Origin of the sequence: Gilliamella mensalis, assembly GCF_900103085.1 — a bacterium.
GTDB lineage: Bacteria > Pseudomonadota > Gammaproteobacteria > Enterobacterales > Orbaceae > Gilliamella > Gilliamella mensalis.
The window spans coordinates 16,631-36,329 of record NZ_FMWR01000004.1; the positions used below are offsets into that span (position 1 = coordinate 16,631).

The 19,699-nt window shown below is 35.8% G+C and carries 16 protein-coding genes; 4 read left to right on the plus strand and 12 right to left on the minus strand.

From position 1 onward, the window contains the following. Nucleotides 1-368 precede the first annotated feature (368 nt). Both BQ5209_RS02285 and upp read right to left on the minus strand, forming a co-directional pair. Complete coding sequence (locus BQ5209_RS02285) at nucleotides 369-1,637, minus strand: uracil-xanthine permease family protein (RefSeq protein WP_208609927.1); 1,269 nt, start codon at nucleotides 1,635-1,637, stop codon at nucleotides 369-371. A gap of 92 nt (nucleotides 1,638-1,729) precedes the next feature. Then, a complete protein-coding gene (upp, locus tag BQ5209_RS02290; protein ID WP_085246960.1) occupies nucleotides 1,730-2,356 on the minus strand; it encodes a uracil phosphoribosyltransferase in 627 nt (208 codons plus the stop codon). Between the two features lie 249 nt (nucleotides 2,357-2,605). On the opposite strand from upp, the gene BQ5209_RS02295 reads away from it, so the two are divergent. Beyond that, the gene (locus BQ5209_RS02295; protein ID WP_085246961.1) at nucleotides 2,606-2,968 is read left to right on the plus strand and encodes a DUF805 domain-containing protein; all 363 of its coding nucleotides are present in this window, start codon (nucleotides 2,606-2,608) and stop codon (nucleotides 2,966-2,968) included. 54 nt (nucleotides 2,969-3,022) lie between these two features. On the opposite strand, the gene gntR is transcribed toward BQ5209_RS02295, so the two are convergent. After that, nucleotides 3,023-4,027, minus strand: coding sequence for a gluconate operon transcriptional repressor GntR (gene gntR / locus BQ5209_RS02300; RefSeq protein WP_085246962.1), 1,005 nt, complete (start codon nucleotides 4,025-4,027; stop codon nucleotides 3,023-3,025). Continuing rightward, on the minus strand, nucleotides 4,020-4,712 hold the full coding sequence (gene ung / locus BQ5209_RS02305; RefSeq protein ID WP_085246963.1) for a uracil-DNA glycosylase: 693 nt from the start codon (nucleotides 4,710-4,712) through the stop codon (nucleotides 4,020-4,022). The genes gntR and ung overlap by 8 nt, the downstream gene beginning before the upstream one ends. A 449-nt stretch (nucleotides 4,713-5,161) precedes the next feature. Between ung and grcA the strand changes: the two genes are divergently transcribed. Beyond that, nucleotides 5,162-5,545: an autonomous glycyl radical cofactor GrcA gene (gene grcA, locus BQ5209_RS02310; protein ID WP_085246964.1), complete on the plus strand. Its 384-nt coding sequence runs from the start codon at nucleotides 5,162-5,164 to the stop codon at nucleotides 5,543-5,545. A 460-nt stretch (nucleotides 5,546-6,005) separates the two neighbouring features. On the opposite strand, the gene dnaJ is transcribed toward grcA, so the two are convergent. Both dnaJ and dnaK read right to left on the minus strand, forming a co-directional pair. Beyond that, nucleotides 6,006-7,133 carry a molecular chaperone DnaJ gene (dnaJ, locus tag BQ5209_RS02315; protein WP_085246965.1) on the minus strand — a complete coding sequence of 376 codons (1,128 nt, stop codon included), beginning with the start codon at nucleotides 7,131-7,133 and terminating at the stop codon, nucleotides 6,006-6,008. A 127-nt stretch (nucleotides 7,134-7,260) separates the two neighbouring features. Continuing rightward, nucleotides 7,261-9,180, minus strand: coding sequence for a molecular chaperone DnaK (dnaK, locus tag BQ5209_RS02320; protein WP_085246966.1), 1,920 nt, complete (start codon nucleotides 9,178-9,180; stop codon nucleotides 7,261-7,263). 231 nt (nucleotides 9,181-9,411) lie between these two features. Between dnaK and satP the strand changes: the two genes are divergently transcribed. Further along, nucleotides 9,412-9,990 (plus strand): acetate uptake transporter, encoded by a 579-nt coding sequence (gene satP / locus BQ5209_RS02325; protein ID WP_085246967.1) that lies wholly within the window; start codon nucleotides 9,412-9,414, stop codon nucleotides 9,988-9,990. 68 nt (nucleotides 9,991-10,058) lie between these two features. On the opposite strand, the gene asnB is transcribed toward satP, so the two are convergent. The 6 genes from asnB to polA all read right to left on the minus strand — a co-directional run bounded on the left by asnB (nucleotide 10,059) and on the right by polA (nucleotide 18,744). Then, complete coding sequence (gene asnB, locus BQ5209_RS02330; protein ID WP_085246968.1) at nucleotides 10,059-11,735, minus strand: asparagine synthase B; 1,677 nt, start codon at nucleotides 11,733-11,735, stop codon at nucleotides 10,059-10,061. A gap of 200 nt (nucleotides 11,736-11,935) precedes the next feature. Further along, nucleotides 11,936-12,280 (minus strand): YdbL family probable chaperone protein, encoded by a 345-nt coding sequence (locus BQ5209_RS02335; protein WP_085246969.1) that lies wholly within the window; start codon nucleotides 12,278-12,280, stop codon nucleotides 11,936-11,938. 105 nt (nucleotides 12,281-12,385) lie between these two features. Then, nucleotides 12,386-12,571, minus strand: a complete 186-nt coding sequence (locus BQ5209_RS02340) for a YnbE family lipoprotein (RefSeq protein ID WP_085246970.1) — start codon at nucleotides 12,569-12,571, stop codon at nucleotides 12,386-12,388. 11 nt (nucleotides 12,572-12,582) lie between these two features. Then, nucleotides 12,583-14,232 (minus strand): intermembrane phospholipid transport protein YdbH family protein, encoded by a 1,650-nt coding sequence (locus BQ5209_RS02345; protein ID WP_085246971.1) that lies wholly within the window; start codon nucleotides 14,230-14,232, stop codon nucleotides 12,583-12,585. Between the two features lie 18 nt (nucleotides 14,233-14,250). Then, complete coding sequence (gene gltX, locus BQ5209_RS02350) at nucleotides 14,251-15,681, minus strand: glutamate--tRNA ligase (RefSeq protein ID WP_085246972.1); 1,431 nt, start codon at nucleotides 15,679-15,681, stop codon at nucleotides 14,251-14,253. 285 nt (nucleotides 15,682-15,966) lie between these two features. Next, on the minus strand, nucleotides 15,967-18,744 hold the full coding sequence (gene polA / locus BQ5209_RS02355; RefSeq protein ID WP_085246973.1) for a DNA polymerase I: 2,778 nt from the start codon (nucleotides 18,742-18,744) through the stop codon (nucleotides 15,967-15,969). A gap of 202 nt (nucleotides 18,745-18,946) precedes the next feature. Between polA and folE the strand changes: the two genes are divergently transcribed. Next, the gene (gene folE, locus BQ5209_RS02360; RefSeq protein WP_085246974.1) at nucleotides 18,947-19,606 is read left to right on the plus strand and encodes a GTP cyclohydrolase I FolE; all 660 of its coding nucleotides are present in this window, start codon (nucleotides 18,947-18,949) and stop codon (nucleotides 19,604-19,606) included. Nucleotides 19,607-19,699 lie beyond the last annotated feature (93 nt).

Below are 19,699 nucleotides of genomic sequence, written 5' to 3' on the forward strand. Positions count from 1 at the left end.
TAAGAAAACAGAAAGAGATGGTGACTTTAATGAAAATGGGATATGCACGTTTGAGTGATATTTTTGTAAAAAATATTCAGGAATCTATACCGTTTCATGATTAATTGAGCATTTGTAGCATCAATTAGTAATAACCATGGTATCAATCAACAATTCACAAAATAGCTTGCCCACCAATGCATAAGAAAACAAAAAGAGATGGTGACTTTAATGAAAATGGGATATGCACGTTTAAGTGATATTTTTGTAAAAAATATTCAGGAGTCTATACCGTTTGGTGATTAATTGAGCATTTATAGTAATAGGTTAACATAGCCATATTATAATTATCGTTGACTATAAATATAGTCAACGAAATGTGAATTCATTTAGTGGCTATCAGTCGGTTTAACTTGATGTGGTAAGATCAGATTTAACACAATGGCTAAAATACCGCACAAACTGATACCTTGTAGAGCATATGACCCAAAATCAAAAATCATTCCACCAATCCCAAAAACTAAGACTAATGAGACAATACACATATTTCGAGGCACGGATAGATCTACTTTATGTTTGACTAAGATATTAATGCCTACTGATGCAATTGAACCAAACAATAGCACCATAATTCCCCCCATGACTACAGTTGGAATTGATCCTAAAAATGCACCGATTTTGCCAATAAAAGACATTAAAATAGCCCAAATTGCCGCCCATGTCATAACGCGAGTTTTAAAATTACGCGTTAATGTAACCGCACCAATCACTTCGGCATAAGTAATACAAGGTGGTCCACCAAAAAATCCAGCTGTCGAAGTTGCTAATCCATCACCGAGTAATGTGCGCTGTAAACCAGGATCACGCGTATAATCTTTACCTGTAACGGTACTAATTGCCATAATATCACCAACATGTTCAATGGTTGGTGCAATCACAATTGGCAGCATATACAAAATCGCTTGCCAGTGAAATTCAGGAAACGTGAAATCAGGTACTTTAAACCATGGTGCATCAATCACCGGTTGAAAATTGACAATACCAAACAAACAAGAAAGCGCATAACCAACCACAATACCGGAAATAATTGGTAATAATTTTAAAAACCCTTTTGCCCAAATAGCCACCACTAAAGTTGTTAATAGTGAAGCCATTGAAATAAGAATCAATTGATAATTTTCAGCTTGCAGACCACTATTTTTACCCATTGCCATCCCAACAGTAACCGGTGCAAGCGATAAGCCAATAACCATAATAATTGGACCGGTCACAACCGGCGGTAAAATGCGGTCAATAACATGATTACCATTCATTTTGACTAAAAAAGCAAAAAGCATAAATACAAAACCAGCGGCAACTAAACCACCTAGCGTAGCGGGAATCCCCCACTGAGCAACACCAAATGAGATAGGAGCAATAAAAGCAAATGATGAAGCTAAAAATACCGGCACTTTACCTTTAGTGGTTAATTGAAATAGTAAAGTACCAACTCCAGCAGTAAACAGCGCTACATTTGGATTTAACCCCGTTAACAACGGTACTAACACTAATGCACCAAATGCGACAAATAACATTTGTGCGCCAGTAAAAATATCCTGCCAAGAATGCTTATGCAGAGATGTTATATTTTTTGTTTTGTCTGTTGTGATATTGCTCACATCGCGCCTCTCTTACTTAACTAATTTGTTGTATAACTTGCCTAATTGACAGGCATAAAAAAACCGGATTAACCGGTCTAAAATTTGAGATTTTATTTTGTGCCGAAGATTTTATCTCCAGCGTCCCCAAGTCCTGGCAATATGTAGCCTTTTTCGTTCAACCTCTCATCGATTGATGCAGTATAAAGTTCAACGTCAGGATGAGCTTGTTCAAGCACTTTAATGCCTTCTGGTGCAGCAACCAAAACTAATACTTTAATATTTTTACAGCCTGCTTTTTTAAGCAGATCGATCGTCGCAACCATAGAACCGCCTGTTGCCAGCATTGGATCAACAACCAAAGCCATTCGCTCTTCAATATCAGAGGTTAACTTTTGGAAATAAGGAACTGGTTCAAGGGTTTCTTCGTTACGGTAAAAACCCACAACGCTAATTCGGGCGCTTGGTATATGTTCAAGCACACCATCCATCATACCTAAACCTGCACGTAAAATTGGTACTACCGTAATTTTTTTACCTTTAATTCGTTCAACTTGCACAGGTCCACACCAACCTTTTATAGTCACTGTTTCAGTTGGTAAATCAGCAGTTGCTTCATAAGTTAATAAACTGCCAACTTCGCTGGCAAGGTCACGAAAGTCTTTGGTGCTAATATCGTGTTCGCGCATTAATCCAATTTTATGGCGTACAAGAGGATGTTTTACTTCAACTATTTTCATGGAGGGCCTCAGTGCTATTTTCTATAATCTGTTAATCGGTATAAATAACCACTGAGCGATAATTCTAACATAGTTATCACTTTATGAAAACCTCGAATCAACAAGCTATCAATGATATAACTATCGATAAAAAAATAAAAAATAGGAAATTTAATCATAAAAATAATTTTTATTTTCATTTTATTTTCATTAAAATAACTAATATAAATAACTTGTTTTATTAATTAAACTAAAAAGGAATATAAAGAAATGAATTGGTTTATTGATTGTATTACAAAAAATTATGCAAATTTTAATGGACGAGCGCGTCGTAAAGAATATTGGATGTTCGTTTTATTCAGTGTTATTTTAGCAGTTTTAACAATCATCATTGATAAAATAATTGGAAACGACCTGATGATTGTAACCTGTATTTTGTCGTTAGCACTGCTTCTTCCTAATTTAGCGGTTACTGTACGCCGCTTACATGATACAAATAAATCCGGTTGGTGGATTTTGTTGCAATTTATTCCATACGTAGGTGGTATTATAATATTTGTCTTATGCATGCTAGACTCAACACCAGGTAGCAACCAATACGGTGAAAATCCTAAAGGGATGAACTACCATTAACCTTATCACTAAAAGTGATAAGGTTAAATCATTCAAAATGCACTTTATGTTTTATCAAATACTTTCCCCGTCTAAATACTCAACCGGCAAATCAATCACTTTTTTATCAATTTGTTCACCATTAATCCGTTTTAATAACAGCTCTGCGGCAATTTTTCCCATTTCAATCCTTGGTGTCTGTATAGACGCCAATTTGGGATTCATAAATTGACCAATTTGATGTCCATGAAAACCAACAATCGCTATTTTTTTGGGCACTTCAATCCCCATCCGTTGACATTCAAGTAATACCCCTAGAGCTAAGTCATCATTAGTACTAAAAATACCGTCAACACAAGGAAATTCTGTTAAAATTTGATGCAAAAATCTCGCCCCCAATTCGTAAGACGACGCTTCTTTAGTCGCTAGTGTTCGTGGGATTAATCCTGCATCTTCCATCGCCTTTTCATAACCTTGTTGACGAATAATACTCCGTTGATCTTGCCTTGCGCTAAAATAGACAATATTTCGACGCCCTTTAGTTATCATGCGCTGAATCATATTTTTAGTCGCAGTAAAATTATCAAATCCAACTGCCATATCAATGCAAGGTGAAACACTATCCATAATTTCAACCACAGGTATGCCCGAAATTTCAATCATTTTTAAAGTTGCTGGAGTATGTGTTCTTTCGGTTAGAATTAATCCATCAATATTATAAGAAAGTAATGATCGCAACCGTGATTCTTCTTTATCTGAACTGTATCCAGTATGGGTAATCATGGTTTGATATCCCCGAGCATCCGTCACCGTTTCAATCCCTTTTAAAATATCAGCAAAAACTTGATTGGTAAAAGAAGGAAACACAATACCAATTGCATTGCTTTTAGCATTAGATAGCATATCAGGGGCTTTATTCGGAATATAGCCTAGCTCATCTATCGCAGCTGAAATTTGTAATTGAAGAGGTTTAGAGACCAAATTAGGATCACGTAAAAAACGGCTAACTGTCATTTTACTAATCCCAATTAAATTGGCGATTTCTTGCAAACCCGTTCGACGTTTTTTATGGCTATTCATTCACTTTTTCCGGTAGCGTTGGCTGCCAATTTATAGCTACCTTACCTTGTTGTATAATAATATCATTTGCTTTTGAAAAATGCTTACAGCCCAAAAATCCACGATGAGCAGATAACGGTGATGGATGCACTGACGTTAATACATGGTGTTTTTGACGATTAATAAACTGCCCTTTTTTTTGTGCTGGCGATCCCCACAATAAAAAAACCACACCCTCAAGATGTTTATCAATTGCTGCTATCACATGGTCAGTAAAGGTTTCCCAACCTATTTTTGCATGAGAATGCGCCTGCCCTGCTTCAACAGTGAGCACATTATTTAATAATAATACGCCTTGAGTCGCCCAAGAAGCTAAATAGCCATGAGAAGGAATTGTAAACCCCGCAATATCCGTTGATAGCTCTTTATAGATATTCATTAACGATGGTGGTGGCTTAATTCCCGGTAAAACAGAAAATGAAAGTCCGTGAGCTTGATTAGGTCCATGATAAGGATCTTGCCCTAAAATCACGACTTTGATTTGATCAAATGGCGTGAAGCGAAACGCATTAAACACATCATGCTGGGGTGGATACACAATCTTACCATTAGCGCGCTCAGATGCCACAAATTGTATTATATGTTGAAAATAGGGCTTCTGTTTTTCACCGCCGATGACGTCATGCCATGTTAATTGATTACTCATACAATACCTATACTATAATTTTATATGACTCAACAACACTATTTGCTGATTACAATAATTATACCTAAAAATCATAATAAACCTAATGCTAATCAGCTTAAACCTCACTACAGCAAGATTATTAAATATTCAGTTAGACACGCAATACAACCAAGTATTTAATGCTTCAATATTAATGACATATTTTTACAAAATTTTAAATCACAATCAGTTTGGCTAAATCGAATATTAAGTTGTGCTCCTTTATTGTTAAAAAGACAATTGATAAGGAGGAATAAATAAAAAAATAATTAATGTAATAAATAGTTTTCATACAATCATAACTAAAATACTAAACAAAGGTATTACTTATTGAATCGATAGCTTTTTTTGACTTTAATCAAATATTCAAAGTGCTATATTAACCCTAATTATTTTAGGGCAATAAGGCCCCGTTAGGAGGATTTAAAATGATTACAGGTATCCAAATTACTAAAGCAGATAATGCAGCACTTCTTAACTCTTTCTGGTTATTAGACGACGCCACAAAAGAAGCGCGTTGTGTAGCTGCTAAATCAGTTTATAAAGAAGATCAAGTGATCCCAACTGCAGAACTAGGTCAATTCGAATATCGTGAAGTTCCATTAGATGTTGCCCCTACTGTTAAAGTTGAAGGTGGTCAACATTTAAATGTTAATGTACTTCGCCGTGAAACATTAGAAGATGCTGTAAAAAATCCTGAAAAATACCCACAATTAACTATTCGTGTTTCTGGTTATGCGGTACGTTTTAACTCACTAACTGCTGAACAACAACGCGATGTTATTGCTCGTACATTTACAACTAAAATCTAATTTTTTGATGCCAAAATTTATAAACCCAGCAAATGCTGGGTTTTTTTTATGCATAAAATTGAAATAAATTGCCCTACCTATTTTTAACTTTTTAGTTCTGTGTTAATTAAAGTCTATTTTAATTAGGTTTTGGATGTTTTATTCATTTGGTGTAAAAAGTCGCTACTATGATAACCTTCGCCCCCCTGATGACCTTAAATTACTTATAATAATTTAATTTATTTGAAATAATCCAAAAAACTTTAATATAATCAACAATCTATCTGAATGATTTTTATAGAGTAATATAACTTACATAACATCGAAAGATGCGAATATGATTGTCTTTTTCTGGCGTTGGTATGTGCCAACATATAAGAATTGAATTGAAACAAAGTGCTATACTATTTTTAATAATCAGTGCGGTTGATAGAATAACCCGTTTTCAACCGCCCTATTATTAATTTATTTTTTTATTACATTAGCCAAAAAACTTTTTCACTTTGTCAAAGAAGCTTTTTTCTTTGGGACTGTGTTTAGAGTTTTTATCGGCTTTAAAGCTTTCGCCTAGCTCTTTAAGCAGCTCTTTTTGTTTGCTCGTTAGGTTAACGGGTGTTTCAACCACAACATGGCAGTAAAGATCACCCACCGCACTACCACGTAATGATTTGATGCCTTTACCTCGTAGTCGGAACATTTTACCGGTTTGTGTTTCAGCAGGAATCGTTAAGCTGACCTTGCCATTAAGGGTTGGTACTTCAACTTCGCCACCAAGTGATGCCAATACAATATTAATTGGAATTTCGCAATGCAAATTGGTGCCGTCTCGCTCAAAAATAGCATGTGGTTTAATTTGCATTTGAACATATAAATCACCTGCTGGTGCGCCATTTAAACCGGCTTCGCCCTCACCAGATAGTCGAATACGGTTGCCTGTATCAACACCGGCTGGAATAGTAACAGACAATGTTTTCGTTTTTTCAACACGACCTTCACCATGACATTTTTTACATGGATTTTTAACCACTTTACCCCGTCCATGACAAGTTGGACACTCTTGTTGCACGGCAAAAAATCCTTGTCGCATTTGTACAACACCTGCACCATGACATGTATTACACGTGACCACATCAGAAGATTTTTCAGCGCCTTGCCCATGGCAAGTATCACAACTTACCCAAGTTGGTACTTTAATTTCTTTATTAACGCCTGCTGCGGCTTCTTCTAATGTTAGAGAGATATTGTATTGTAAGTCATTACCGCGAGATGCGGTTTGACTGCGTCCACGACCGCCACCAAAGAAATCACTAAATATATCGTCGAATGCACCGCCGCCAAAACCACCAAATCCGCCGAATCCACCAGATCCACCCTGTCCTTGTTCAAAAGCAGCATGTCCATATTGATCATAAGCTGCTTTTTTTTGCGGATCAGTTAGGATTTCGTAAGCTTCTTTCACTTCTTTGAACTTTGCTTCGGCTTCGGCTTTGTTATCTTGATTCTTATCAGGATGATATTTCATCGCTAGGCGTTTATAGGCTTTTTTTATCTCACTTTCACTGGCACTTTTACTAACGCCCAATGTTTCATAATAATCTTTCTTCGCCATAATTAACCTTTATTTTTTTATGATTGTATAAACAACTAAACGGGCTTGAGTTACCTCGCGCCCGTTTAACTTGTTATATGCTTAAAACTTGTTGAAATAACTCATTAAAAAACATTGTAGTTAATGTTTATTTTTTATCATCATCAACTTCTTTGAAGTCTGCATCAACAACATCATCTTGCGCATTAGTGTTTCCACTATTTGCTTGACCCGCACCTTGAGCTGCTTGGGCTTGTTGTTGTGCTAATTCAAGCAATTTTTTAGATGCTTCCATTAATGCATTAATTTTAGCTTCAATTTCTGCTTTATCTTCGCCACGAGCGGCAACTTCTAAAGCACTAACTGCATCTTCAATTGCTTTTTTATCATCAGCTGATAACTGATCACCGGCTTCAGTCACTTGTTTACGTGTTGAGTGAACAAGATGATCGGCTTGGTTACGAGTTTGAGCTAGCTCTTCAAATTTACGGTCTGCATCGGCATTAGCTTCTGCATCGTTAACCATTTTTTGAATTTCTTCTTCACTTAATCCTGAAGAGGCTTTAATGGTAATTTTTTGTTCACGTCCAGTATTTTTGTCTTTCGCAGATACATGTAAAATACCGTCAGCATCAATATCAAAAGTAACTTCAATTTGTGGCATACCGCGAGGTGCAGCTTGAATACCATCTAGATTGAATTGACCTAATGATTTGTTATCGCCCGCACGTTTACGTTCACCTTGTAACACATGAATGGTTACAGCTGATTGATTATCTTCAGCAGTTGAGAACACTTGACTATGTTTAGTTGGAATAGTTGTGTTCTTTTCAATTAAAGCGGTCATTACACCGCCCATAGTCTCAATACCTAAAGACAATGGCGTAACATCAAGTAATAACACATCTTTAACATCACCACCAAGTACACCACCTTGAACAGCCGCACCAACAGCAACCGCTTCATCAGGGTTTACATCTTTACGTGGTTCTTTACCAAAGAAGTCAGCAACCGCTTTTTGAACCATTGGCATACGTGTTTGACCACCAACAAGAATAACGTCTTTAATGTCAGAAACAGAAAGACCTGCATCTTGTAATGCTGTTTTTACAGGATCCATTGAACGTTTAACTAAATCTTCAACTAAAGACTCAAGTTTAGCGCGTGTTACTTTAATATTTAAATGTTTTGGACCACTTGCATCAGCAGTGATATACGGTAAATTAATATCAGTTTGTTGTGCTGATGATAATTCAATTTTTGCTTTTTCTGCCGCTTCTTTTAAACGTTGCATTGCTAGCGGATCATTTTTTAGATCGAAGTTTTGTTCACGTTTAAATTCGTCAACTAAATAGTTGATTAAGCGTGAGTCAAAATCTTCACCACCTAAGTGAGTATCACCATTTGTTGCTAATACTTCAAAGGTTTTTTCGCCATCAACGTCGTCGATTTCGATAATAGAAATATCAAATGTACCACCACCAAGGTCATAAACAGCAATAGTACGGTTACCTACATCTTTATCTAAACCATAAGCAAGGGCTGCAGCTGTTGGTTCGTTGATGATACGTTTTACATCAAGTCCAGCAATACGACCAGCATCTTTGGTTGCTTGACGTTGTGCGTCGTTAAAATAAGCAGGAACAGTAATTACCGCTTCAGTCACCGCTTCACCAAGATAATCTTCTGCTGTTTTTTTCATTTTCTTTAATACTTCAGCAGAAATTTGTGGTGGTGCAATTTTTTGACCTTTAACATCAACCCATGCATCACCATTATCGGCTTTTACAATTTTATATGGCATGATGCTAACATCGCGTTGTACTTCGGCATCTTCAAAACGACGACCAATTAAACGTTTAATGGCAAATAATGTATTTTGTGGATTAGTTACTGCTTGACGTTTTGCTGGTTGACCAACTAAGATTTCACCATCTTGAGTATAAGCAATAATGGAAGGGGTTGTGCGATCACCTTCTGCATTTTCTAATACTTTTGCTTGGCCATTGTCCATGACAGCAACACATGAATTTGTTGTACCTAAATCAATACCAATAATTTTACCCATAATCTTTTCTCCTCAAAATCTGTATTTTATTTCTTGTATATAGGTCTTAAATATTAATTTTCAAGCCTTTATTTCACAAAGAAATGTTTTTGTTTTCACATAAATGGGAACATTATTATTAATATCAAGGGGGGCAAAAAAATAATTTTCTCGGAAATCTTGATTATCGCGTTTTCTGCACTTATTATTGCCGCTCTTTTTTAATCATCAAACTTAACTTATAGGATCCTTATGGAACAAACAAAACTTGCAAATCCTGGCCCACTTGGTTTAATGGGATTTGGTATGACAACAATTTTATTAAATATTCATAATGCTGGATTTTTTCCTGTTATGACAGTCATTGTCTCAATGGGTATTTTTTATGGTGGTCTTGCTCAAGTCATTGCTGGTATTTTAGAATTTAGAAAAGGCAATACATTTGGTACAACAGCATTTACTTCTTATGGTTTCTTTTGGATTGCGTTAGTGGGCATTTGGTACTTACCTACTTCGCCAGCAACAGCACCATCTGATGCAACTTTTGTGGGTATCTTCCTTGCTTTATGGGGTATTTTTACTGGCTTTATGTTTATTGGCACATTAAAAGGTAACCGCGTATTACAATTTGTTTTTGCTAGTTTAACCGTGTTATTTGCTTTATTAGCTATTGGTAATATTTCAGGTAACCATGACATTCTTCATATCGCTGGTTTTGAAGGTATTATTTGTGGCGCAAGTGCCATTTATTTAGCTATGGCTGAAGTGATTAATGAGCAATACGGTCGTACCATTTTACCTATTGGTGCACCAAAAGGCGCTGCACATTAATAAATTTTACTTAATTTCAATAATAAAAAAACGGGGAATTATCCCCGTTTTTTTATTAGGTTTTATTATTAACTATTTTTATAAGCATCGTTATGAACACCAACTGCCGCACGTCCAGACGGATCGTTTAGGTTCTTAAATGATTCATCCCATTCAATCGCTTTCGCAGTTGAGCAAGCAACTGTTGGACCACCAGGCACACAATGTGCTGCACTTTCAAGTGGGAATAGTTCATCAAAAATCTCACGATACATATAAGCTTCTTTTGAAGTCGGCGTATTGTACGGGAAGCGGAATTTTGCATTTTCTAATTGCTGATCAGTAATTTTACTTTCGGCAATCTCTTTTAATGTATCAATCCAGCTATAACCCACACCGTCAGAGAATTGCTCTTTTTGACGCCAAACAACCGATGCTGGTAAGTAAGATTCAAATGCTTCGCGGACAATGTGTTTTTCCATTTTGCCATTACTACCACACATTTTATCTTTTGGATTAATGCGCATAGCAACATCTAAGAATTTCTTATCAAGGAATGGAACGCGCGCTTCAACGCCCCATGCCGCCATCGCTTTATTAGCACGAGCACAATCATACATATGCAGTGCCGCTAATTTGCGTACGGTTTCTTCATGGAACTCTTTGGCATTTGGTGCTTTGTGGAAATAAAGATAACCACCAAACACTTCATCAGCACCTTCACCCGATAGTACCATTTTAATGCCCATAGCTTTGATTTTACGTGCCATTAAATACATCGGTGTGGACGCGCGAATAGTTGTTACATCATAAGTTTCAATGAAATAAATTACATCACGAATGGCATCAATACCTTCTTGAATAGTAAAGTTAATTTCATGATGAACTGTACCTAAATGATCCGCAACCGCTTGCGCCGCTTTAAGATCGGGTGCACCTTTTAAACCAACAGCAAATGAGTGCAACTGCGGCCACCATGCTTCTGATTTTTCGTGATCTTCAACACGGCGCGCTGAGAATTTTTTAGTGATTGCTGAAATGACTGAAGAATCAAGTCCTCCTGATAATAACACACCATAAGGCACATCAGACATCAAATGACCTTTTACTGACTCTTCTAATGCAAGGCGAAGTTCATTGATGTCTGTTTTATTATCCTTAACATTGTCATAATCCATCCAGTCACGTTTGTAGTAGGTTTTGATTTCACCTTCGGTACTAGATAAGTAACATCCTGGAGGAAAAGCCTCAATTGTTTTACAAACAGGCACGAGTGCTTTCATTTCAGAGGCAACATAAAATGTGCCATTTTCATCATGACCAGTATACATTGGAATAATACCGATATGATCACGACCAATAAAATAGCTACCTTTATTAATATCATAAAGGATAAACGCAAACATGCCTTGTAATTCGTCAAGACAGTCAATACCCTTTTCTTGATATAAAGCAAGAATTACTTCACAGTCTGAACCGGTTTGAAACTCATAACGATCTTTGTACTGATTTCGGAGTTCTTGATGATTATAAATTTCGCCATTCACCGCTAAAACTAGAGTTTTATCTTTATTATAAAGAGGCTGAGATCCGGTATTAACATCCACAATTGATAAACGTTCATGAGCAAGAATAGCTTTATCAGACGCAAAAATACCAGACCAATCAGGGCCACGATGACGCTGTAGACATGATAGCTCTAATGCTTTTGTTCGTAGTTGTTCTGGATCTGATTTAATATCAAGAATACCTAAAATCGAACACATTGATTTTCTCCATTTCAAATCGCATAAGCGATACTATTACAAGTAAAAAAACTAACTAGATAAAAACTTCACATCTTTTTTATTTTTATTAAATATAAAAAGATAATGAACAAATATTTAAACAAACAGCATACACATTATTAATACACAATTAAAGTACAATGTCATTATACTTTTTCTATCGTTGCAAAAAGTGATGATTATTTTTTTAACCATTGACCTTGTTGCTTTATATATTGACCTACTGGGGTCTTTTCTTGCGCTTTACTACCCGCTTTTTTTTCTACTTCACTTAAAGGAACATTGCTTTCAGCGGACACTTTTTGATACTGTGCTTTACGAGCTTGATTAATCAGTTGCGCAATTTCGGTGGCATTACCTTCATTTTTCACAACGCCTAAATAACCATCAGCCTGTTCGCCAACGATACCTTGTGCTTTGGCTTGACTCAATGAATCAATAGCTTGCTCTAAATTTAATGCAAATACAGAAAAAGACAAAACGACAGACAATAATGCTACAGTTGCTTTTTTACAGATAGTCATAACAAACTCCTAAATAAATACATCATATTTTATTAATTTGAATGCGAATACAGTTTTTTCTATTAGTCACCTTCAAAAGGATAGATGAAAATAAAACCGATTAATTTAATATAATCCAGATTTATTGATGATATTATCTAACGCCTTATCAACCTTAATATTAATTTCATGGTCTATCTTAACATTCAAATTGATATTAATCGGTTCGCTCGGCGCTTGCACTTTTACTGTTGGCGAACATCCGATTAACGCACTACTTAGCATCATTATTGCAATAACATTTCGTACCATAAAATAACCTCTTATTTTGAAGCTTCCTTTTTTAAACGTGCTTGAATTCGTTTACGAACTGGCTCACTAATTTGATCAGATAACTGTAAGCTCATCAGCAATTTAGCCATATTTTCTTCAAGATTGATATTTAAATTCACTGCTTTGCCATTTTCGACATCCAAATTGCTGCCTTGAATATTCAATCCTAGTTTGGCAATGTCATTAGCGTAATCAACTGTACCTTGTAACTTAGTATAATGAAAATTTTTAATAATATCAGTGAGTATTTTCATATTTGGGTTACTTTGCGCATAATTTTTTAAGGCTGAATTTTCAAACTGTAAATAACCTTGATTAATTGTGGTTAGCTGCCCATTTTTAATTGCCAGTTCAAATGCCACCTCACTCTTTGTTTTCGCTTTTAATAATGTAATCGGTAAAAAACCATCAATTGTACCGTCGCCAGCAAGCCCTTCGGTTGGATATTTAGCAAGAATATCTTTTAATTGTATCTGTTTTATCTTTAAATTTAATTGTTGGGGTAATTTAGCTAAATTCAATTTACTCGGTTCAATAAAAACTGAGCCAGAAAAAATATCAGCTTGGAGCTTTTTCCAAGTAACTATTCCTTTGCTAGGTGCTTTAAATGAAGCGGAATAACTTCCAGCTAATTTTAGCTTTTCAAAGGCGATACCCATGTTTACTTCTTGAACATTTAACGCGGGCGTCGAAACCGTAAATTTGTTATCTTTAATAATAATATTAACATCACCTGTCACCGATTTGATTTCACTACTTTTATAAATACCATTGAGCTTATTAACCTTTAGCATTGCTGTAACAGAAAGTTTATTGCTATCAAACGGAATTTTTGATTGAAGTTGCATATTCAAATGCCCTGTGCCAGAACCAAGGATTAAATCGTCAGAAATATTTGCTTTATCTAAGCTAATTGAGGCGTTATCTGAAGTTGTTAATGCCAATTGATCAGCAGATACCCAACCTGTAAATGGTAATGTTAAGTTGCTATTTTCTAGACCAAATAGCTTTAAAGATGTTTTAAAAAGACCGTTTTGTATATCAAAACGTGAAGCTGTTTGATTAACCAACAAAGTAGCCGACAATTGTGCAATCTCTTGGGTATTAGTTGATACATTCAGTTGTATCGCTTCTTGCTGTTTACTGATATCGACTTTTAAATCGAATTGTTTTTTATCTTGTTCATAAAATCGCAATGTATCTATATGAATCGTCTTAGGTGACCAATAAATAATCGTTGGAATCAAAGAGAGATCAAGATCGGATTGATTAAGATTATCAGTAGCAGTATCAACTACATTTTCGACAGAATCTACGACCGTTTCAGATTGATTTACTTGCCAGTGGATATCCAAATTATTTGCAGATAAATATGACCATGAAATTAATAGATTTTTAGCTGTTATAGAGATTTGAGATTGCTTGCTAACAGTAAGTTCATCAAAAGTAAGACCTTCAAAACCAAGGCTAGCACCATGCCAATCGACCATAATTCCATGTTTCTGCTTAAATGACTGCCAATAGTGCCACCCATATAAGCAAAACAGTACGATCAAAAATAAGATACTTAGTGAGATCCAATAGCGTTTTTTTAAGCGAACCATAGAAGTGCTCGATTTGGCGAAAATAATTGCAGGCATTACCCTGCAATAAATAGATTAATTTTGAGATTGCTCACGCTGAGTAATATATGCCAGAGCTTTATCAATTCTAGCAAGTGTGCGCTTTTTACCAACGGCAAAAACAGTTGCATCAACCGATGGTGATTGCCCGATACCGGTTACTGCAACGCGTAGTGGCATGCCGACTTTTCCCATACCAACATCCAGTTCAGCTGCCGTTTGTTCAATGGCATGATGAATTTTATCTATTTGCCAATCAAAATCGGCGATCGCTTCAATTTTGGCTTTAAGTGTTTCTAATGGCTGTTTAGCCACTGGGCGAAGATGTTTTTTAGCTGCATCTGCATCAAAATCGGCAAAGTCTTGATAACAATAAGAACAAGATTCAGCCATTTCTTTCAGCGTTTTACAACGTTCGCCAAATAGCTTAATGATGGTAATAAGATCGGGACCATTAGCTAAATCATAGCCTTGCTGGTTCATATGCCAAACTAAATACTGAGCAACATAATCTGCATCTAAATGATTAATATAATGGTGATTTAACCAAAGTAATTTTTCAGTATTAAATGCACTGGCTGATTTACTCACTGCATTTAATGAAAAATAACTAATCATTTCAGGCACTGAGAAGATTTCTTGATCGCCATGTGACCACCCAAGGCGTACTAAATAGTTCAGTAGCGCTTCGGGTAAATAACCATCATCACGATATTGCATTACACTGACCGCACCATGGCGTTTAGATAATTTTTGTCCATCATCTCCTAAAATCATCGAAACATGCCCATACTCAGGCAATGGTGCACCTAACGCTTTGAGAATGTTGATCTGACGAGGTGTGTTGTTGATGTGATCTTCACCACGAATAACATGGGTAATTTCCATATCCCAATCATCAACAACCACACAGAAATTATAAGTTGGTGATCCGTCTGTGCGACGAATAATAAGATCATCAAGCTCTTTATTGGCAATCTCGATCGGTCCTCGGATTAAATCATTAAAGATAACAGTACCATCAATAGGATTAGCAAAACGAACAACATGAGGCTCATCATGAGAATGTTCTTTTTGTACCGAATCACAACGGCAATGACCATCGTAACGCGCTTTTTCACCTTTCGCCATCTGTTCTTCACGTAGCTGGTCAAGGCGTTCTTTAGAACAGTAACAACGATAAGCTGTACCTTTGGTTAACATTTCTTCAATAACGAGATTATAACGATCAAAACGTTTAGTTTGATAATAAGGACCTTCATCCCATGATAATTTTAACCAATTCATACCCTCCATTATTGCTTCAATCGCTTCTGGTGTTGAACGCTCAAGATCGGTATCTTCAATACGTAATACAAATGAACCTTTTGCATGGCGAGTATAAAGCCAAGAATAAAGCGCTGTACGTGCACCACCTACATGTAAATAGCCTGTTGGGCTAGGTGCAAAACGGGTTTTGATTTTCATGAAATAATCCTAATAATAACAGTAAAGCGAGCTTAAACGACAAAAAGACTGCTAGCGCCCTTTTCCTTAATTCTGCCAGAATCAACAAGCAAAATAACATGTTGATATCAATTCAATTTAGTTGCTTATTCTAACATGCCGAAAGGTTTCGGCAATAGTTCCATTAATGTCAGAAAGTTAACTCACAATTTATAAAAATGTTTCATAAATTTATGTAGTTAAGTACAAAATTCAGTCTTGACCAATTTATTTAACACTGATTCATTTAGTACTGATTTAACATAATTAATGTGCTTCATCCCAATTATCCCCCATTCCCACATCTACTTTTAATGGTACAGATAGTTGATAACAATTTTCCATGATCGATTTTATTTGAGTGCGATACTGCTCAGCCAATTCTTCTTTTACTTCAAATACGAGTTCATCGTGTACTTGCATAACCATTCTAATATTACCTACAGGCAGACTTTTAATCCATTCACTCACTTTAATCATCGCTGTTTTGATAATATCAGCCGCCGTGCCTTGCATTGGCGCATTAATGGCAGCACGCTCTGCACCGCGTCGCTCAATACCATTGGTTGAAGTAATTTTAGGTAAATATAACCGGCGACCTGATAACGTTTCAACATAGCCATGTTCAGCAGCCAATTGGCGAGTGTTTTCCATATAGTTTTGCACGCCTGGATAACGTTCAAAGTAGCGTTCAATATAAAATTGTGCTTCTTTGCGAGCAATATTAATCTGTTTAGATAAACCGAAAGCGCTCATTCCATAAATTAGACCAAAGTTAACGGCTTTAGCTCGTCGCCTTTCTTCCGAACTCACATCCGACTCTAATTTACCTAAAATTTCACTAGCTGTCACACGGTGAATATCTTTGTCGTTAGCAAAAGCATCGAGTAAACTTTTATCTTGTGATAAATGCGCCATAATGCGTAACTCAATTTGTGAATAATCGGCTGAAATAATTTTATAACCCGTTGGTGCAATAAAGGCTTGACGAATTCGACGCCCCTCTTCATTACGCACAGGAATATTTTGTAAGTTTGGATCATTTGACGACAATCGCCCCGTTATGGTGCCAATTTGGTTATAATTGGTATGAATCCGCTTATCTTTCGGACTAATCATTAATGGTAGTTTATCTGTGTAAGTATTTTTAAGTTTAGCCAATCCACGATAAAATAAAATCATCCTTGGTAACTCATAATCATTAGAAAGCTCGCTTAACACTTCTTCACTGGTTGATGGATCCCCTTTGGGTGTCTTTTTCAGTACCGGTAATTGATGCTTATCAAATAAAATAGTTTGAATCTGTTTAGGGGATGCGGGATTAAATTTTTCGCCAGCAAGGCATTGCAATTGCATTTCAGTTTCTTGCAACTGTTTGCTAAGTTCATTAGAAAACTCATTAAGCAGTTTAACATCCACAAGTACACCTATTCTTTCCATTTCAGCCAGCACAATTGCAAGTGGCATTTCAATGTCAGTAAATAGTTTGGTTAATTTTTCATTTTTTTCGACAGTTAACCATAATTTATGATGTAATTGTAACGTGATATCAGCATCTTCAGCAGCATATTGCGTGGTTTTTTCTATTTCAATTTCATCAATAGTAAATTGTTTTTTATTAATTTTAGTTAGTTCATCATAAGTAATGGTTTTATGGTTTAAATAGCGGTTTGCCATACTGTCCATATCGTGGCGTTCGGTGCTATTTAACACATAAGATTCCAACATGGTGTCAAACGTAATCCCACGCACTTCAATACCATAGTTGGCAAGCACACTATAATCAAATTTTGCATTCTGAGCTATTTTTTGAATTTTTGGATTTTCAAGTACAGGTTTTAATTTGGCTAACACATCATCTATCGGTAATTGCTGTGGTACACCTAAATAATGATGCGAAAGCGGTATATAAGCTGCTTGATGGGGATTAACACTCAGTGAAATACCAACTAATTTTGCATGAAAATGATCAATACTGTTCGTTTCAGTATCAAAAGCAAATTGTTTACTGTTAGCTAATTTATCCACCCAATTATCTAACTGCTCATGAGTTAAGATACATTGATAATCAGTTGCTATGTTTTGTTTAACAGACTTATCATCCATTTCAAATAAAGATGAATTATCTGTAATTTCAGCCGCTGAATTTTGTTGTTTTTTTAAAAAAGTACCTGAAATTAACTCTTTTTGCCAACGATGAAAACCATAATAAGCAAATAAATCAACTAGTGCATCGATATCAATATTATTAACCATCAATTGTTCATTAGTAAAATCTAACTTCACATCGGTTTTGATTGTTGCGAGTAAATAAGAAAGTTCCGCATCTTTTTGATTATCAATCAATTTTTGTTTTAATGATTTTGCGCCTCGGATGGTTAATTTTTCAATCTCATTCAATCGTTCATAAATATCTTTTACACCATCAAATTCAGTTAATAAACTTTGCGCCGTTTTTTCACCCACTCCAGGCACACCTGGAATATTATCTGATGAATCACCTCTTAACGCTAAATAATCAATAATTTTTTCAGGTGGAACACCAAATTTTTCAATTACACCTTTTGGATCAAGCACTGTGTTATTCATGGTATTAATAAGCGTGATTTTATCACTCACTAACTGAGCCATATCTTTATCACCAGTACTAATCAATACTTCAAGATTTTCCTTTTCTGCTTGTCTCGCCAATGTGCCAATTACATCATCTGCTTCGACACCTTCAATACAAAGTAGTGGTAAACCCATGGCTTTTAAGATAGTGTGAATAGGTTCAATTTGTGGTCGAAGATTTTCAGGCATTGCCTCGCGAGTTGCTTTATATTCGCTATAGATCTCGTTACGAAAAGATCCCCCCTTAGCATCAAAAACGACCGCAATGTGCGTAGGATTATATTGGTTTAGTAAACTACGAATCATATTAATGACACCAAAAATAGCGCCTGTTGGCTCACCTTTAGCATTGGTTAACGGAGGGCATGCAAAAAAAGCACGGTAAAGATAAGATGATCCATCAATTAAAATAATTGGTGTGTTATTTGGCATTTTAGCTACCTAAACATTATTCAATTTAATGACTGATAGTATAACCTAAATTAACAATAATATTCTTACGTAGACCATAAGATAATGTAAAAAAATTTCAGGAAAATCTGCATTTCGGTATAAAACGCTCCGTAAATAACTGTATATTGTATAATGAGTATTATATAATACTGTATTCATCTTTCGCTTGAGTATGTAATAAATGACAGAATTAAGTCTTGCTGCGCAAAAAGTAAAAGCGGCACTTGCTGCTAGAAGCCTTGAAACGCCATCATGCCGATTAGCAATGGATAATAGTGAGCGTAAAGCAAAAATCGAGTCACATTTTCGTGAAATTATGAAGCTAATGGAATTGGATTTGACTGATGACAGCCTTGCCGAAACGCCCCATAGAGTATCGAAAATGTTTGTTGATGAGATTTTTTCTGGTCTTTATTATGAAAATTTTCCAAAAATCACGCTGATCGAAAATAAAATGCAAGTTGATGAGATGATCACCGTTCGCGATATTACACTAACTAGTGTTTGTGAACATCATTTCGTCACAATAGACGGTAAAGCCACCGTTTCTTATATCCCAAAAGATAAAGTGATAGGACTGTCTAAAATCAATCGCATCGTTGAGTTTTTCTCGCAGCGTCCTCAAGTACAAGAAAGACTAACCCAACAAATTTTAGTTGCCCTGCAAACGTTACTTGGTACTGTCAATGTTGCTGTTTCAATTGATGCCACCCACTATTGCGTAAAAGCAAGAGGTATTAAAGATTCAAGTAGTATGACAACAACAACGGCGCTGGGTGGTGGATTTAAAACCAATCCAAGCACGAGACAAGAGTTTTTGCGCACTTTAAACCATAATTAGTCAGCTAAATCACAATATATTCGAGCAAATCATTGCTTAAATATCACAATTTTTAGGTCTAAAGTGGTTGCAACATCGAGTAGTAAGATATTT

Coding starts and splice junctions, on each gene's coding strand:
- satP (WP_085246967.1), top strand. CDS start 9,412: ATGGAACAAACAAAACTTGCAAATCCTGGCCCACTTGGTTTAATGGGA.
- BQ5209_RS02345 (WP_085246971.1), bottom strand. CDS start 14,232: ATGCCTGCAATTATTTTCGCCAAATCGAGCACTTCTATGGTTCGCTTA.
- folE (WP_085246974.1), top strand. CDS start 18,947: ATGACAGAATTAAGTCTTGCTGCGCAAAAAGTAAAAGCGGCACTTGCT.
- gntR (WP_085246962.1), bottom strand. CDS start 4,027: ATGAATAGCCATAAAAAACGTCGAACGGGTTTGCAAGAAATCGCCAAT.
- asnB (WP_085246968.1), bottom strand. CDS start 11,735: ATGTGTTCGATTTTAGGTATTCTTGATATTAAATCAGATCCAGAACAA.
- BQ5209_RS02340 (WP_085246970.1), bottom strand. CDS start 12,571: ATGGTACGAAATGTTATTGCAATAATGATGCTAAGTAGTGCGTTAATC.
- dnaK (WP_085246966.1), bottom strand. CDS start 9,180: ATGGGTAAAATTATTGGTATTGATTTAGGTACAACAAATTCATGTGTT.
- gltX (WP_085246972.1), bottom strand. CDS start 15,681: ATGAAAATCAAAACCCGTTTTGCACCTAGCCCAACAGGCTATTTACAT.
- ung (WP_085246963.1), bottom strand. CDS start 4,712: ATGAGTAATCAATTAACATGGCATGACGTCATCGGCGGTGAAAAACAG.
- grcA (WP_085246964.1), top strand. CDS start 5,162: ATGATTACAGGTATCCAAATTACTAAAGCAGATAATGCAGCACTTCTT.
- BQ5209_RS02335 (WP_085246969.1), bottom strand. CDS start 12,280: ATGACTATCTGTAAAAAAGCAACTGTAGCATTATTGTCTGTCGTTTTG.
- BQ5209_RS02295 (WP_085246961.1), top strand. CDS start 2,606: ATGAATTGGTTTATTGATTGTATTACAAAAAATTATGCAAATTTTAAT.
- dnaJ (WP_085246965.1), bottom strand. CDS start 7,133: ATGGCGAAGAAAGATTATTATGAAACATTGGGCGTTAGTAAAAGTGCC.
- upp (WP_085246960.1), bottom strand. CDS start 2,356: ATGAAAATAGTTGAAGTAAAACATCCTCTTGTACGCCATAAAATTGGA.
- polA (WP_085246973.1), bottom strand. CDS start 18,744: ATGCCAAATAACACACCAATTATTTTAATTGATGGATCATCTTATCTT.